This window comes from Pseudomonas sp. p21 (assembly GCF_001642705.1).
Lineage (GTDB): Bacteria > Pseudomonadota > Gammaproteobacteria > Pseudomonadales > Pseudomonadaceae > Aquipseudomonas.
This window is the reverse complement of record NZ_LWBV01000001.1, coordinates 285,040-299,843: the sequence shown is the minus strand read 5'-3', so window position 1 is coordinate 299,843 and position 14,804 is coordinate 285,040. Positions and strand designations below refer to the sequence as shown.

The following is a 14,804-nucleotide window of genomic DNA, read 5'->3' as shown; positions in this document are numbered from 1 at the left end:
GATGGCAGAAATGTTGCTGAATGTTCGTTGCAGTCAGATGACAGCAGACTCCGCAAGCACTGCCAGCACAATCCCTGTGGGAGCGGGCACGCCCGCGAACACCGGCGAAGCCGGTGCCATGCACCGCGTTACATGCTTCGCGGGCACGCCCGCTCCCACAGAAAACTACCTGGCAACCCGCCGATATTGCTGTTTGGGGCTGCGCGGCGATTCGGGATCGGTCATTTCGATCAACCCGGCAGCGAGTGCCGGGTGCAAGTAACTCTTGCGGAATGTGGCGCGATGCGAGAGGCCCAGCTGGTGCATCAATTCGCTGCTTTTCAAAGCAACGCCCGCAGGCAGCACATTCAAGAGACTCGCTACTTGGTCGGTTACTTGGTCGGTTACTTGGTCACTCTCTTCTGCTTCGATAAGCGCACGCAGCAAAGCTTCGAGCATGTACTCGACAAATGGGGTTGCTTCAGCCGCCTGGTCGGCCGCGGCCAGGGCACCGTAGTAAGCGTCCTGCTGCTCACGAATAACGGTTTCCACCGGCAGGTACGCCAACACCGGTCGCCACTGGCTAAGCAGCAGGGTCTGCCACAGCCGTCCCATCCGCCCATTACCGTCGGCAAACGGGTGGATGAATTCAAACTCGTAGTGGAATACACAACTGGTAATCAGCGGATGCCAATCGTTGTTCGCAAGCCAGTGCAACAAATCCTGCACCAGCGTCGCCACCCGGCTGGCCGGTGGCGCCATGTGCAGCAGGCGAGCGCCCCGATAGATGCCCACACCCCCGCGCCGGTAGCGGCCAGCGTCATCTATCAGCCCATGCATCAGCATGCCGTGCGCAGTGAGCAGATCGCCCTGGGACTCAGCGCGCCAACCAGGCATCGCGTCATAGGTCGCGAACGCATTACGGACTTCCTGGATTTCGCGTGGCAAGCCCAAAACCCGCTTGCCATCCAGCAGGGCGGTTACCTGCTCCACGCTCAGGGTGTTGTTCTCTATGGCGAGCGATGCCTGGATGGTACGAATACGGTTGCCTCGGCGCAGCTGTGGCGTCAGCGCGGCATCGCGGTAGGCAGTCAACAATCCCACTTGCTCACTGATTTCGGCAACCAGAGCCAGAATACGGGGTGTCACTGTCAGTGGTGGTTGGTAATTGCTCATTGCCTGCAGCCCGTGTGGATCAGCTGCCACCTTAATCCACGGATCGCGCGAGGGTAAAGAAAGCACAGCCATCACTTCACAAATTCCTGAACTGATTATTTGCCCGCAGCGATTTTTCCCCTCGCTGCCCGCCACCAGAATCGCTTCACCACAATCACAAGAACCGTGAGGCCACTCCCGTGGACCAGACACTCCAGGTACGGCAAGCCGCCGCCGACCTCGTTGCCGCGTTCGCCAGCAACGACACCGCCCGCTATTTCGCCTGCTTCAGCGAAGACGCCACCTTCCTTTTCCACACCCTGCCGCACCCGCTGCTGTCGCGCCGTGCCTACGAGCAACTCTGGGCCCAGTGGCAGGCCGACGGTTTTGCCGTGCTCGCCTGCGAATCAGGCAATGCCCAGGTGAGCCTGCAAGGTGACGTGGCGATCTTCATGCACGATGTGGCCACGCACATCCGCATCGCCGGCGAAGAACACCAGTTGAGCGAGCGCGAGACCATCGTCTTCCGCCGCCACGGCGAACAGTGGCTGGCCTGCCACGAGCACCTGTCAGTCGTATCGCCGGCCTGATCTGCTTTTTTACGCGGCCCTGCCGCCCTGCCATCGCACCCACAAGAAGGCCCGCGCACTGCGCCGGCCCACAACAACCGCGCTGGAGCATCACCATGAGCCACTCGACCGGTATCGAGACCAACGGCGTCGAACAGATCCCCGACGATCAACGCGACGCCTCCCCGCTGGACCTGTTCCGCCTGATCTTCGGCGGCGCCAATACCTTCGCCACCGCCGTGCTGGGCAGTTTCCCGGTGCTGTTCGGGCTGTCGTTCCAGGCCGGCGTGTGGGCGATCCTGCTCGGCGTCGGCGTGGGCGCGCTGATCCTCGCGCCCATGGGCCTGTTCGGTGCGCTCAACGGCACCAACAACGCGGTGTCGTCGGGCGCGCACTTTGGCGTGCACGGGCGCATCGTCGGCTCGTTCCTGTCGCTGCTCACCGCGGTGGCGTTCTTTTCGCTATCGGTGTGGAGCTCGGGCGACGCCCTGGTCGGCGGCGCCAAGCGCCTGGCTGGCCTGCCGGAAACCGACCTGACCCTGGGCCTTGCCTACGGCCTGTTCGCGGTGCTGGTGCTGGTGGTGTGCATCTTCGGCTTCCGCTTCATGCTGTGGGTCAACAAAGTTGCCGTGTGGGCCTCGAGCCTGCTGTTCCTGCTGGGCATCGTTGCCTTTGCCGGGCCGTTCGATGCCGGCTACGCGGGCAGCGTCAACCTCGGCCAGGCGGGCTTCTGGGCGGCATTCGTCGGCGCGGCGATCCTGGCCATGAGCAACCCGGTGTCGTTCGGCGCGTTCCTGGGCGACTGGTCGCGCTACATCCCGCGCGAAACGCCCAAGGCACGCATCATGCTGGCGGTAATCGCGGCCCAGGGCGCGACGCTGATCCCGTTCCTGTTCGGTCTGTGCACCGCCACCCTGGTGGCCACCCAGGCACCGGACTACATCGCCGCCAACAACTACGTCGGCGGCCTGCTGGCCGTGGCGCCAAGCTGGTTCTTCCTGCCGGTGTGCCTGATTGCGGTGATCGGTGGCATGTCCACCGGTACTACCGCGCTGTATGGCACCGGCCTGGACATGTCCAGCGTGTTCCCACGCCTGCTCAGCCGTGCCGGGGCCACACTGCTGATCGGTGTGCTGGCGATCGGCTTCATCTTCATCGGCCGCTTCACCTTCAACCTGGTGCAGAGCGTGTCGACCTTCGCCGTGCTGATCATCACCTGCACCAGCCCATGGATGGTGATCATGATCCTCGGCCTGATCACCCGCCGCGGCTTCTACCATGCCGACGACCTGCAGGTGTTCACCCGCGGCCAGCGTGGCGGCCACTACTGGTTCCTGCATGGCTGGAACTGGCGCGGCATGGGGGCGTGGATCCCAAGCGCGGCGGTCGGCCTGTGCTTCGTCAACCTGCCAGGGCAGTTCGTCGGCCCGCTGGGCGACCTGGCCGGCGGCATCGACCTGAGCCTGCCGGTCACCCTGGGGCTGGCCGGCGTGCTGTACCTGCTGCTGCTCAACCTGTTCCCCGAACCTGCTGGCGTGTATGGCCCCCAAGGCCCGCGTTGGGTGCGTTGCAAAAGCACCGCGCACACGCCGGTAACCACTGCCGAAATGGCCTGACTGGAAACCGACCATGACCACTTCCCACTACATCGCCGGCCGCTGGGTCGAAGGCCAGGGCAGCGACTGCATCAGCGTCAATGACCCTGCGCTGGGGCAACCGTTCGCCGAACTGATGGCCGCCAGCGTCGCCCAGGTCGACCAGGCCGTGACCGCTGCCCGTGGTGCCCTGCACGCCTGGAAAAACACTAGCGCCAGCGAACGCGCCACCTACCTGCGCGGCTTTGCCGAAGAGCTCGGGCAGCGCCGCGAAACGCTGATCACTTTGCAGATGCGCAACAACGGCAAGCCACGTCACGAAGCGGAAATCGACCTGGACGACGCCATCGCCACCTTCAGCTACTACGCCGAACTGGCCGAGCAACTGCCATCGAAGAACCGTGACGTACCCTTGGCTGCACCGGGTTTCACTGCGCGCACTCGCCTGGAGCCAGTGGGCGTGGTCGGCCTGATCGTGCCGTGGAACTTCCCGCTGGTGACCAGCGCCTGGAAGCTCGCCCCGGCCCTGGCTGCCGGTTGCACCGTGGTGCTCAAGCCCTCGGAAGTCACCCCGCTGATCGAACAGGCCTACGGCCAGATCGCCGATGCCCTGGGGCTGCCGGCCGGGGTGTTGAACATCGTCAACGGCAAGGCCGAGACTGGCGCCGCACTGAGCAACCACAACGGCCTGGACAAACTGTCGTTCACCGGCAGCAACAGCGTCGGCAGCCAGGTGATGCGCAGCGCGTCGGCGCAGTGCCGGCCGGTGACGCTGGAACTGGGTGGCAAGTCGGCGATCGTGGTGTTCGATGATTGCGATGTCGACCAGGCAGTGGAATGGATCGTCGCCGGCATCACCTGGAACGCCGGGCAAATGTGCTCAGCCACTTCGCGGCTGCTGGTGCAGGACGGCATTGCCGATGCGCTGCTAACGCGCTTGCAGGCTGCACTGGAAAACCTGCGGGTCGGTAATCCGCTGACCGAAGAGGTCGATATGGGGCCACTGACCAGCCAGGCCCAGTGGTTGAAGGTGGCCAGCTACTTTGCCACGGCGCGGGAAGAAGGCCTGCATTGCCTGGCCGGTGGCAAGGCGCTGGACCGGGATGGCTGGTTCGTCAGCCCGACGCTGTATGCCGATGTGCCGAAAGACAGCCGCCTGTGGACCGAGGAAATCTTTGGCCCGGTACTGTGCGCACGGCGCTTTGCTACCGAGGAACAGGCAATTGCCGAGGCCAACGACAGCCGTTTCGGGCTGGTGGCGACGGTGTGCTCCGCCGACCTGGAGCGCGCCGAGCGGGTGGCCGATGCGCTGGAGGTTGGCCATGTGTGGATTAACTCGGTGCAAGCGGTGTTCGTCGAGACCTCGTGGGGTGGAACCAAGGGCAGCGGGATCGGGCGTGAGCTGGGGCCGTGGGGGTTGTCGGCCTACCAGTCGGTCAAGCATGTGACGCGGTGTCTGGGCTGAGATTTCCGCGGTCGCTCCCACAGGGATAGCGCAGGCCTGAAGGCCTGCGCCGTACCGGTGGGAGCGGGTTCACCCACGAAGAGGCCGGTGCAGGCAACACATGCCATGCGGCCCATTCGCCGGCAAGCCCCTACCCCAGGCGGTGATACACAACCGCTTCATGGCCCGGCTTGTTGTCGAGCAACTCGAACCCTAGCCCGACGACCTGGAACCCCACCCGGCTCAACACCTTGGCGGACGCAATGTTCCGCTTCAGGCAACTGGCCGCCAGGGTATGGATCCCCAACTCATCAATGGCATACCGGCAAACCCGGCTGGCAGCCTGAGTGGCATGGCCATTGCCCCAGAACGCCTTGCCCAGCCAATACCCCAGCACAGGTGCTGCACCGCCCAGCTCCCGCAACGAGATCACCCCCATCAGCGTCCCCTCATCACGGCAGCAGATTCCCCACACCACCCCTTCCCTGGTCGCCCAGAGCTGTGGGTGCCGGCCAATCCAGGCACTCGCCAGGCCTGGCGGGTAAGGAAAGGGAATGAGCGAGGTCATCTGGGCGATTTCCCGGTCCTGCAGCAAGCCCTCGATGGCAGACGCATCGCGCTGGGCGAGGGGGCGAAGCTGCAAACCTGGCGTATACAGTGTGGGTTGCATTCGGTTCTCCCTGCTCGTCGAATAGCTACTGTATGCGCAATCTCGCGGTAGCTGCCGGCCGCGCTGCGACAATATGTGTCACTGGAAATGTGTCACCAACAGGTGACTTTCACGGCCCCCGGCAAAGTCCCACTTCCTGGTACCCCCACAATCACAACACCAGGCCGGACCACCCATGCACCCTCAACGCACTGCCTTGCACAATGAACTGCACGCCCGCCCGTCGCTGTATTTCGACGGCCCGGCGCATGTCTTCCACCTGGCCTTGCTCGGCGGCGATGCTGCCTGTACGGCACTGCTGCAACGCTGCTGCCCGGATGGCCTGGACACCGCAGCCGCCCAAGGCATCACCCGCCTGGATGGCCATCCCTTCAAGTGGGAGCGGCACACCGAGTTCTTCACCCTGACCCTGGTGGTGCCCTGCACTGCCGCCGACACCGAGTGGCAAACACTGCCGCCGGTGCTGGCCGAGGCTATCGCCCCGCAAGCGGCGCAGGTGATCAACGCCGTGCAGGTGCTGGTCCGCGACGAACAGGGACTGGACCTGCCCCACTACGGTTTCAAGGACCCGTGCGGCTCCTGCGTCGGCGGTGGCGATGCGGTGGTGTGGAGCGATTTCCGCCTGACCGAGGACGGCACCAACCGCTTCCTGTTCATCGACCGCCGCCTCAATGCCTACCGCCAGGGCCGCATGATCCGCCGCCTGCTGGAGATCGAAACCTACCGCATGATGGCCTCGCTGACCCTGGCCACGGCCAAGGAACTGAGCCAGGAGCTGGATGCCTTCGACAAGACCCTGGTCAGCCTCTCGGAGCGCAGTGCCGGGGGCGATGGCCATGACTCCAAAGGGCTGCTGGAGGCCATTGCTCATCTGTCACGCCAGGTGGTCAGCCGCACGGTGAAAACCCGCCACCGCTTCGGCGCCACGCAAGCCTATGCGCAACTGGTGTTCGAGCGCCTGGGCGAGCTGCGGGAAAGCCATGTGGGCGACTGCCAGCGCCTGGGGGTATTCATCGAACGGCGGTTCAAACCGACCGTGCGCTACTGCGCGGCCACCGAGCAGCGCCTGGAGCAGTTGGCGAAGAATGTGGCCAACCTGGGCGACCTGTTGCAGGCGCGGGTACAGGTGGAGATGGAAGAACAGAACGCCGAGATCCTGCGCAGCCTCAATGCCCGGGCCGATGCCCAGGTGAAAATCCAGCGGGCGGTGGAGGGGCTGTCGATCATTGCCATCACCTACTACCTGCTGAACCTGTTCAAGTTGCTGTATGGCGGGCTGAATGTGCTGGGGCTGGGGCTGACGGCGCGGGATGGGCTGCTGGCCATGGCGCCGCCTGTGCTGCTGGTGCTGTTGGTGATTCTGATGAGGATCAGGCAGGCCAAGCAGCATTGAGGTTGGGGGCTGCTTTGCAGCCCAATCGCCGGCAAGCCAACTTCCACAAGGACCGCGTCGACTTCAAGCCATACGCAGTACCTGTGAGAGCCGGCTTGCCGGCGCTTGGCTTCACACCGACTCGTCAGCCGAGCGAGCGCCCTCCTGCACCAACACCATGCTCTGCGGCGACGACAGGGCAATACCTTCATCACGCAGGCGCCCAAGAATGGTGAACAGCAGGTCGCTACGGGTCCCAGACACCTGCCGCGGCCCCGCCACGTAACCACTCACGCCAATCACCATCCCGCTGCTGGTCAGGTCCTTGAACGACACCGACGTGGCCGGCGCATCCAGAATCGCCTCGTGCTCCTGGTAAGCCGCCAGCAGCAGTTCACGCACGCGGTTGGCATCGGTCTCCAGCGGCAGCGTCAGCGTAATGCCGACCACGCCCAAGGCATTGCCCATGGTCACGTTGCGCACGTTCTGGGAAATGAACTGCGAGTTGGGCACGATTACCGTCGAACGGTCGGACATCTGGATCTCGGTGGCACGCACGTTGATACGGCGAATGTCGCCCTCGACGCCCGCTAGGCTGACCCAGTCGCCCACCTTCACCGGGCGCTCGGTCAGCAGGATCAGGCCGGAGATGAAGTTCTGCACGATCTGTTGCAAGCCGAAACCGATACCCACCGACAGGGCACTGACCACCCAGGTCAGGCTGGTGAGGTTGATGCGCAGGGTCGACATCACCAGCATGGCCAGGAAGATGAAGCCCAGGTAACCCACCAGGGTCACCAGCGAGGCACGCATGCCGGCGTCCATGTCGGTTTCCGGCAGCAGGCGATCGCTCAGCCAGCGCTTGACCACGCGGATGGCGAACAGGCCGCCGAGGAGCATCACCAGCGCCAGCAGGATGTCCTGGGGGACAATGTTCATGTTGCCGAGCAGCTTGCCGCCGGTACCGTCCCAGTCGCCCAGGCTCAGCAGCAGCTCGCTGGGGCTGGTGCCCGACGGCATCAGTGCCAGCAGCAGTGCCAGGAACAGCACCACGGTGCGGCCGATGCCGGCCAGGATGGTGCTGGCCTGGGCCTGGTGACGCGGCGCCAGGCCCAGGGTCGAGGCCAGCGCCAGGCCACCGGGTTGGCGGGGCGACAGCAGGGTTTCGCACAGGTCGCCAAAGAAGGTGGTCAGCAGGTAGGCACAGGTGACCACCAGGCTGACCCACAGCAGCTTGGCAGTAAGGAAGTAGGCGAGTGTCAGGTAACCGGTGAGCAGGGCCAGCAGGATCAGCGTCAGCCAGATCACCATCACGAACGGGATCAACCCGGCCAGGCCCGTGGGGCGCTCCAGGTCAAGCTTGCGCAGGGTACGGCGGTAACGCAGCAGCGCACAGGCGAAGGTGACCGCCACTACCAGCGCGGTCAGGCCGTTGACCGCCACGGTCAGCGCCAGGCTGGCACCGATCACGCTGTTGATGCGCTCCATGGTCATCATGACCATCAGCGCCAACGCCAGCACCTTGGGGAACCAGCCCAGCGCGCTGGCCACTTCGTCGTGGATCGGCGGCAAGCGCCAGGACGGGCGTTGCAGCATCAGCATGGCGCGGCCCAGGCCGGTGATAAAGGCGCTGAACACCACCAGGGCGAGCACGTGGTTGGCCAGGCTGGCGATATCGGAGCCCAGCTCGGCGCTGCTCTCCAGCCCCCAACGCAGCAGCGAGACCGAGCCGGCGATGGTACCCAGGGTTGCCAGGCTCACGCCCAGCGCCAACGCACTGCGGCGCAGGCGGCCTTCGGGTAGCCAGCTGACCATGGCGTTGGCCAGCAAACGCTCGAGCACGCGGCGTACCAAGGTCCAGACCAGGATTGCCGCCACCAGGCTGGTAATGAACAGCCAACGATGTTCGGCGCTGAAGGCACTGCCGATGGCATCGGCCGTCTCGCCACGCAGGTCACGCAGGCGCCCCACATCGTCCTGGGTGGGGCGAATGATGCTCTGCCAGAATGCCGGGCTCAGCGGTGAGGCCGCGCGGCTGGTGATCTGCGAGTTGAACTGGCTACGCCGCAGGTTGACGATTTGCGTGGACAGGTCGCGGGCCGATTGGGTCAGCTTGGCAGCCTGGTCCTGCTGGGCTACCAAAGCCTTCTTCTCGGCTTCCAACGCTTTACGCTGCTGGGTCAGGGTGGCGGCCTCGTCCGGCTGGACCGGGCCGATGACCTTGAGCTGGTCGTCGATTTTTTCCACGTCCGTGGTGCGCAGGGCAGTCAACGCATCGGCCTGGCGCTGAACCTGCACGGCGCCCAGGCGCAGTTGCGACAGCAGATCGTCGTTGGCCTCGTTGGTGACCCCCTGACGGATCTGGTCCAGGCGCTCGCTCAGTTGCTCGAAGCTGGCGTTCTCATCCAGCACGGGCGCTTCGGCAACCGCCAGGTTGGACAAGGGTGTGGCCGGGGCCGACCAGGCCGGGCTGGCGAGCGCCAGCATCAGGGCCATCAGGACCATAAGGCCTGGACAATAACGGGCAAGGCTGACACGCCTCATCGAATATTCCTCTTTACAATTCGATTTGGCGGCGGATTCTACTCGGCTTCACGCGATCAGGAGAGTGCCGTTTCTCGCTTGAGCAGTTGCTGTTTGCGCTCGACGCCCCAGCGGTAGCCGCTGATGTCGCCGTCCCGGCGCACTACCCGATGACAAGGGATGGCCACGGCGATGTGGTTGGCCGCGCAGGCCATGGCCACCGCGCGCACCGCCTTGGGTGCGCCGATGCGCTCGGCTATCTCGGTGTAGCTGACCCGGCTGCCGGCCGGCACCTCGCGCAGGGCCTGCCACACCCGTTCCTGGAATGCCGTGCCTTGCACGTCCAGCGGCAGGGCCAGGCCCAGCGCCGGGGCTTCGACGAAGCCCACCACTTCGGCAACCAGCCGTTCGTAGGCGCTGTCGCCGCCGATCAGCCGTGCCTTGGGGAACTGGTCCTGCAAGTCGTGCAGCAGGGCCTCGGGGTCGTCGCCCAGCAAGATCGCGCAAATGCCCTTTTCGCTCTGGGCGACCAGGATCGCGCCCAGAGAGCACTGGCCGAGGGCGAAGTGGATGGTTGCCCCGGCGCCACCGGCGCGGTACTGCCGTGGGCGCATGCCCAGGCGCTGGTCGGCGCTTTCGTAGAAACGGCTGTTGGAGTTGTAGCCGGCGTCGTAAATGGCATCGGTGACCGAGCGCTGGCCATCTTCCAGGTGCTCGCGCAGGCGCCTGGCGCGGAAGGCGGTGGCGTAGGCCTTGGGGGTAAGGCCGGTTTCGGCCTTGAACAGGCGGTGCAGGTGGAAGGGGCTGACGGCCAGCTGGGCGCTGAGTTGGTCGAGGCTGGGCGCGGGGTCGCTGGCTTCGATCAGGCGGCAGGCGCGGGTGACCAACTGGCTGTGGCGGCTGGCGCTGGCGTTGGTAGTGGCGGTGCAACGTTTGCAGGCGCGGTAACCAGCGGCTTCGGCGGCGGCGGGGGTGTCGTAGAACGTGACGTTGCTGCGCTTGGCCAGGCGTGATTTGCAGCCGGGGTGGCAGTAGATGCCGGTGGTGCGCACGGCGTAGACGAAGTGGCCGGTGGCCGCGGTGTCCCGGGATTCTACGGCTTGCCAGCGTTGGTCGGGGGTGGTGTAGGGGTTCATTGGTCAGCTTCCAGATAAGTTGTCGCCTGTGCCGGCCTCTTCGCGGGCAAGCCCGCTCCCACAGGGATCGCATCTGCCTTGAAAATTGCGCTGTACCTGTGGGAGCGGGCAAGCCCGCGAAAGGGCCGGTGCAGACCATGCAAAAACCTCAGGCCCGCCACAGGTACCAGGCCGCCACGGTGCGGTACGGCCGCCAGCCGCCGCCCAGCGAACGCATCTGCGCCGGCGTCGGTGCCTTGTCCAGCCCCTTCATCCGCCGATACCCCTCGCGCACGCCAAAATCGTCCGCCGGCAGAACATCCGAACGCGCCAGGCTATAGATCAGCAACATCTCCACCGTCCACCGCCCTACCCCGCGCAATGTCACCAGCCGTTCGATCAACGCCTCGTCAGGCATGGCCAGTGCCTCTTCCCGGGTCGGCACCACACCCTCCAGACGGCCTTGGGCAATGCCCTGGATCGTCGCCATCTTGCTTGCGGAGAAACCACAGGCACGCATGGTTTCCGGTGTAACCGCCAACAACTGCTCCGGCTTTGGGAACGCAGCCTCCGGGAACTGCGCCAGCAACCGCCCAAGAATTGCCTCGGCGGCACGGGCATGCAGTTGCTGGTAGGCAATCGCCCGCACCAACACCTCATAAGGCTCACGCCCCGGCGTGGCCTGGTGCAGGCAAGGCCCGGTCGCCGCGATATGCCGCGACCAGTCCGGGTCGAGTGCCGCCAGGTATTCGGTGGCCTCGCGGTACGCGTCAGGCGAAAGGTCGGCCAGGATCATGGCACCTCCATCAAGTCGATTGCAGGTCCAGCTTAGCGCAGCCGCTCATCGGGCAAACGCCGGTTCTTGCGCGACCAATTCCTGACCGTCAGTCGGCAATCACCCGCAAGCGCCCCGCGCGCCGGTAGGACTGCCGGGCAAAGCACACGAACAGCCCGGCCATCAGCGCCAGTGCGATGGGCAGACCATGCGGCGCCACATCCATCGCCGCACCGCTCACCAGCGGCCCGACCAGGCTACCCACGCCCCACAGCAAACCCACGCTGGCATTGGCGGTAACCAGGTCCTGGCCCTTGAAGCGCTGCCCGATCAGCACCAGCGCCAGGGTGTAGATGCCCCCTGCCACGGCGCCCAGCAGCACCAGCAGCGGCCACAGCAGCCAGGTCATGTTCAGCAGCCAGGGCAGGCCGATACCGATCGCCATCGCCAGCAACCCGCACACCAGGTGCAACCCGGTGCGCTCCACCCGGTCGGCCAACCAGCCGAGCGGCAACTGGAACAACATGTCGCCGGCAAACACCACGGTCACCATCAGCGCCGCCACACCCACGGCAAAACCATGGCTGGTGGCATATACCGGCAGCAGCGACAGCACCACGGCATCGAAGAACGAGAAGAACAGCACCGCCACGCACAACGCCGGCGCCACGCGGAAGAAACCGGCCAGGCCGAAGCTCTTTTCACCCTCTTCATGTTCCACATGGTCGTTGGGCACGGTCAGCACGATGCACAGCAGCGCCAGGCCATAGCAGGCGGTGACCACAGCGGTGATCCATGGGCTGTTGGCGCCCAGCACCGCCAGCATGGCCGGGCCGAGCACCTGGAAGCCAGTGAAGCTGGTGGCGTACAGGGCCATGATCTTGCCGCGGTTGTGCTCCGGGCACAGCTCGTTGACCCACGACTCGCCGAGGATGATGGCGATCCCCATCCCCAGCCCCAGGCCCAGGCGCAGCAGCGCCAGCAGCCACAGCGAGCCGAACGCCGACTCGAGCAAGGCAATGCTGAGCGTGCACAGGCTGAAGCACAGCAGGTAGATGGTGCGCCGGGTGAGGTGGCGACAGCAGGCGTCGACCATGAACGCCGAGAGCATCATGCCCGCGGCGGGTATGGCCGAGATGATGCCGATTTCCAGGGTACTTGCACCGGCTTCATGCAGGCGCAACGACACCAGCGGCAGGCTGGCCCCCAAACTGAAACCCACAACCGAAACGGCGAACAACAAGCCCGCCAGCAAACGCATGTTCATGTACCACTCCTTGCAAACCGAAAAGACGTGCAGACACAGGCGCGCACGCCAGGGCGGCGAGCGACGCGAAAGCGCAGATCAGTTCAGGCGAGGTGTGGCGAGAAGGTGAAGGCAAACAGCACACTGCGGCGACGCTTGAGCACCGTGTCGCTCGGCCACGCACGACGCAGGGCCTGGAGGGCAGGCTGGCGGGTGTTTGGCAAGGACTGGGTACGGCACATTGCTTTGGCTACTACGCAGGTGGTCAGGAAAAGAGGCGGCACTCTAGGCCAAGGGTGTCAGGCCGTCAATCGTCGGGGGCTGCTTTGCAGCCCCGGCAACATCAGTGCTTGCCGGTACTTGGCAAGAACACCGCCAACAACCCGAACAACGGCAGGAACGAACACACCTCGTACACATACTCGATGCCACGCAGGTCTGCCACATACCCCAGCAGTGCCGCACCAATGCCACCAAAGCCGAACATCAGCCCGAAGAAGATCCCGGCAATCATGCCCACACTGCCCGGCACCAGCTCCTGCGCATACACCACGATCGCGGAAAACGCCGAGGCCAGGATAAAGCCGATCACCACGCTCAACACCGTGGTCCAGAACAGGTCGGCATACGGCAACACCAGGGTGAACGGCGTCACGCCAAGGATCGAGAACCAGATCACCGCCTTGCGCCCGATACGGTCACCGATCGGCCCGCCAAAGAAGGTACCCGCCGCCACCGCACCGAGGAACAGGAACAGATGCAGCTGCGAACTGGCCACCGACACATCGAACTTCTCGATCAGGTAGAAAGTGAAGTAGCTGGTGAAGCTGGCCATGTAGAAGTACTTGGAGAACACCAGCAGGCCCAGCACGATCAGCGCTGCGATCACCCGCCCGCGGGAAATGCCGTGGGTCGCCTGCACTGCCTTGCGCGCCTTGGCCTGGTTGAGGTGCTCCTTGTACCAGCCACGCAGCATCAGGGTGACGCCGAGGAAGAACAGCGCAGCCAGGCCGAACCAGGCCACGTGAGTCTGGCCGAACGGAATGACAATGGCCGCCGCCAACAGCGGGCCCAGGGCCGAGCCGGTGTTGCCGCCGACCTGAAAGGTCGACTGGGCCAGGCCAAAGCGCCCGCCCGAGGCCAGGCGCGCGATACGCGAGGTCTCCGGGTGGAAGGTCGACGAGCCGATCCCCACCAGCGCCGAGGCCAGCAGAATCGTCGGGAAGCTGCCAACGAAGGCCAGCATCACGATACCCACCAGGGTGCACAGGGTACCCAGCGGCAACAGGTTCGGTGCCGGTCGGCGATCGGTGAAGAAGCCGACCCAAGGCTGCAGCAGCGAGGCGGTGATCTGGAACGTCAGGGTGATCATGCCGATCTGGGCGAAACTCAGGTCGTAGTTGGCCTTGAGCATCGGGTAGATCGCCGGCAGCACCGACTGGATCAGGTCATTGATCAGGTGCGCCAGGGCGCAGAAACCGATGATGCGCATCACCAGCGGCGTGGCTTGGCTCGACGCCGCACTGGTGGGCGCCGTGGAGGCGCTACTGATAGCCATGTGCCTGACTCTCCATCCGTAGTTTGGGATCCGATTATCGGGAAACGAATAGATACTTAGCTACCTTTTTATTCATCTGTCGCAGCGCACTTGCAAATGGTTCTCAATATAATTAGCATCCTCGGCCCATTCCCCTGTCATCGTTGGGCGAAACGGCCCCTATCGCGAGCAGACCGAATTCATGAGCCCGATGCCCGCCAGGCAATTGCAGCCGCCGACCACTCGCCCCCGCCCGCGACAGATCAATGCGCGCCGCAGCCACTTGGGCAAATGGCTGGCGCTGCTGTTCTTGCTGGGGCTGGGCGCTGCCGCCTACCTGTATTGGCCGCTGATGCAGCGCCTGGGCAGCCAATTGCACACCGATGCAGGTGAACTTCGCAGCCTGCGCCTGGCCGATGGCACCACTCTGCACCTGGATAGCGCCAGCGCGATGAACGCCGACCTGCGCGGCAGTACACGCGAACTACAACTGGTGCAGGGCCAGGTGTACCTGGAAGTGATGCTCGACGGCCGGGCCATGGAGGTGACAGTGGGCGATGCGCGCATTCAGGTGTTCGGTACCCGCCTGCAGGTCGCCCGCCATGCAGGCCATGACGAACTGGTGGTGCTCAGTGGCCAGGCAATGGTTATCCAGGGCGGCGAACAGCGCCTGGTGTCGGCGGGCGAGCGGGTAACCTTCGATGGCTCGCGTATCGGCCCGGTGCGCAAAGCCGACCTCAAGGCCGTCGGCAGCTGGCGCAACGGGCACCTGAAAGCCAGCGACATGCCGTTGGGCCACGCAGAAACCGGGCCTGGCCGCTAAG

Annotated in this window: 11 protein-coding genes and 1 pseudogene; 5 read left to right on the top strand and 7 right to left on the bottom strand. The window is 64.8% G+C overall.

Features of this window, described 5'->3' with window-relative positions; all coding sequences use genetic code 11:
- Positions 1–165: 165 nt before the first annotated feature.
- Positions 166–1,155, bottom strand: coding sequence for a Fic family protein (locus tag A4C63_RS01465; RefSeq protein WP_063911209.1), 990 nt, complete (start codon positions 1,153–1,155; stop codon positions 166–168).
- 179 nt (positions 1,156–1,334) lie between these two features.
- Between A4C63_RS01465 and A4C63_RS01460 the strand changes: the two genes are divergently transcribed.
- The 3 genes from A4C63_RS01460 to A4C63_RS01450 all read left to right on the top strand — a co-directional run bounded on the left by A4C63_RS01460 (position 1,335) and on the right by A4C63_RS01450 (position 4,763).
- On the top strand, positions 1,335–1,724 hold the full coding sequence (locus tag A4C63_RS01460; RefSeq protein WP_063911208.1) for a nuclear transport factor 2 family protein: 390 nt from the start codon (positions 1,335–1,337) through the stop codon (positions 1,722–1,724).
- A 95-nt stretch (positions 1,725–1,819) separates the two neighbouring features.
- Positions 1,820–3,319 carry a cytosine permease gene (locus tag A4C63_RS01455; protein ID WP_063911207.1) on the top strand — a complete coding sequence of 500 codons (1,500 nt, stop codon included), beginning with the start codon at positions 1,820–1,822 and terminating at the stop codon, positions 3,317–3,319.
- A gap of 13 nt (positions 3,320–3,332) precedes the next feature.
- Positions 3,333–4,763, top strand: a complete 1,431-nt coding sequence (locus A4C63_RS01450) for an aldehyde dehydrogenase family protein (protein WP_063911206.1) — start codon at positions 3,333–3,335, stop codon at positions 4,761–4,763.
- Between the two features lie 130 nt (positions 4,764–4,893).
- Here A4C63_RS01450 and A4C63_RS01445 read toward each other — a convergent pair whose 3' ends face one another.
- Positions 4,894–5,412 (bottom strand): GNAT family N-acetyltransferase, encoded by a 519-nt coding sequence (locus A4C63_RS01445; protein WP_063911205.1) that lies wholly within the window; start codon positions 5,410–5,412, stop codon positions 4,894–4,896.
- A 175-nt stretch (positions 5,413–5,587) separates the two neighbouring features.
- On the opposite strand from A4C63_RS01445, the gene A4C63_RS01440 reads away from it, so the two are divergent.
- Positions 5,588–6,805 (top strand): DUF3422 domain-containing protein, encoded by a 1,218-nt coding sequence (locus tag A4C63_RS01440; RefSeq protein WP_063911204.1) that lies wholly within the window; start codon positions 5,588–5,590, stop codon positions 6,803–6,805.
- 111 nt (positions 6,806–6,916) lie between these two features.
- On the opposite strand, the gene A4C63_RS01435 is transcribed toward A4C63_RS01440, so the two are convergent.
- From A4C63_RS01435 to A4C63_RS01415, 5 genes are all read right to left on the bottom strand, one after another.
- Positions 6,917–9,328 carry a DUF3772 domain-containing protein gene (locus A4C63_RS01435; protein WP_063911203.1) on the bottom strand — a complete coding sequence of 804 codons (2,412 nt, stop codon included), beginning with the start codon at positions 9,326–9,328 and terminating at the stop codon, positions 6,917–6,919.
- A 56-nt stretch (positions 9,329–9,384) separates the two neighbouring features.
- The gene (ada, locus tag A4C63_RS01430; RefSeq protein ID WP_063911202.1) at positions 9,385–10,443 is read right to left on the bottom strand and encodes a bifunctional DNA-binding transcriptional regulator/O6-methylguanine-DNA methyltransferase Ada; all 1,059 of its coding nucleotides are present in this window, start codon (positions 10,441–10,443) and stop codon (positions 9,385–9,387) included.
- Positions 10,444–10,591: 148 nt separating this feature from the next.
- Entirely contained in the window at positions 10,592–11,218 is a 627-nt protein-coding gene (locus A4C63_RS01425) for a DNA-3-methyladenine glycosylase (RefSeq protein ID WP_063911201.1), read from the bottom strand.
- An 88-nt stretch (positions 11,219–11,306) separates the two neighbouring features.
- The gene (locus tag A4C63_RS01420; RefSeq protein WP_063911200.1) at positions 11,307–12,464 is read right to left on the bottom strand and encodes an MFS transporter; all 1,158 of its coding nucleotides are present in this window, start codon (positions 12,462–12,464) and stop codon (positions 11,307–11,309) included.
- A 322-nt stretch (positions 12,465–12,786) separates the two neighbouring features.
- Positions 12,787–14,001, bottom strand: a complete 1,215-nt coding sequence (locus tag A4C63_RS01415; RefSeq protein ID WP_063911199.1) for an MFS transporter — start codon at positions 13,999–14,001, stop codon at positions 12,787–12,789.
- Between the two features lie 181 nt (positions 14,002–14,182).
- On the opposite strand from A4C63_RS01415, the pseudogene A4C63_RS01410 reads away from it, so the two are divergent.
- Positions 14,183–14,776, top strand: a pseudogene (locus A4C63_RS01410) (FecR family protein); the annotation flags it as partial.
- Between the last annotated feature and the right edge of the window lie 28 nt (positions 14,777–14,804).

Bases quoted from the DNA above. Each gene is read 5' to 3' on its own strand.
- A4C63_RS01465 (WP_063911209.1), bottom strand. From the start codon at position 1,155: ATGAGCAATTACCAACCACCACTGACAGTGACACCCCGTATTCTGGCT.
- A4C63_RS01455 (WP_063911207.1), top strand. From the start codon at position 1,820: ATGAGCCACTCGACCGGTATCGAGACCAACGGCGTCGAACAGATCCCC.
- A4C63_RS01450 (WP_063911206.1), top strand. From the start codon at position 3,333: ATGACCACTTCCCACTACATCGCCGGCCGCTGGGTCGAAGGCCAGGGC.
- A4C63_RS01445 (WP_063911205.1), bottom strand. From the start codon at position 5,412: ATGCAACCCACACTGTATACGCCAGGTTTGCAGCTTCGCCCCCTCGCC.
- A4C63_RS01440 (WP_063911204.1), top strand. From the start codon at position 5,588: ATGCACCCTCAACGCACTGCCTTGCACAATGAACTGCACGCCCGCCCG.
- A4C63_RS01435 (WP_063911203.1), bottom strand. From the start codon at position 9,328: ATGAGGCGTGTCAGCCTTGCCCGTTATTGTCCAGGCCTTATGGTCCTG.
- ada (WP_063911202.1), bottom strand. From the start codon at position 10,443: ATGAACCCCTACACCACCCCCGACCAACGCTGGCAAGCCGTAGAATCC.
- A4C63_RS01425 (WP_063911201.1), bottom strand. From the start codon at position 11,218: ATGATCCTGGCCGACCTTTCGCCTGACGCGTACCGCGAGGCCACCGAA.
- A4C63_RS01420 (WP_063911200.1), bottom strand. From the start codon at position 12,464: ATGAACATGCGTTTGCTGGCGGGCTTGTTGTTCGCCGTTTCGGTTGTG.
- A4C63_RS01415 (WP_063911199.1), bottom strand. From the start codon at position 14,001: ATGGCTATCAGTAGCGCCTCCACGGCGCCCACCAGTGCGGCGTCGAGC.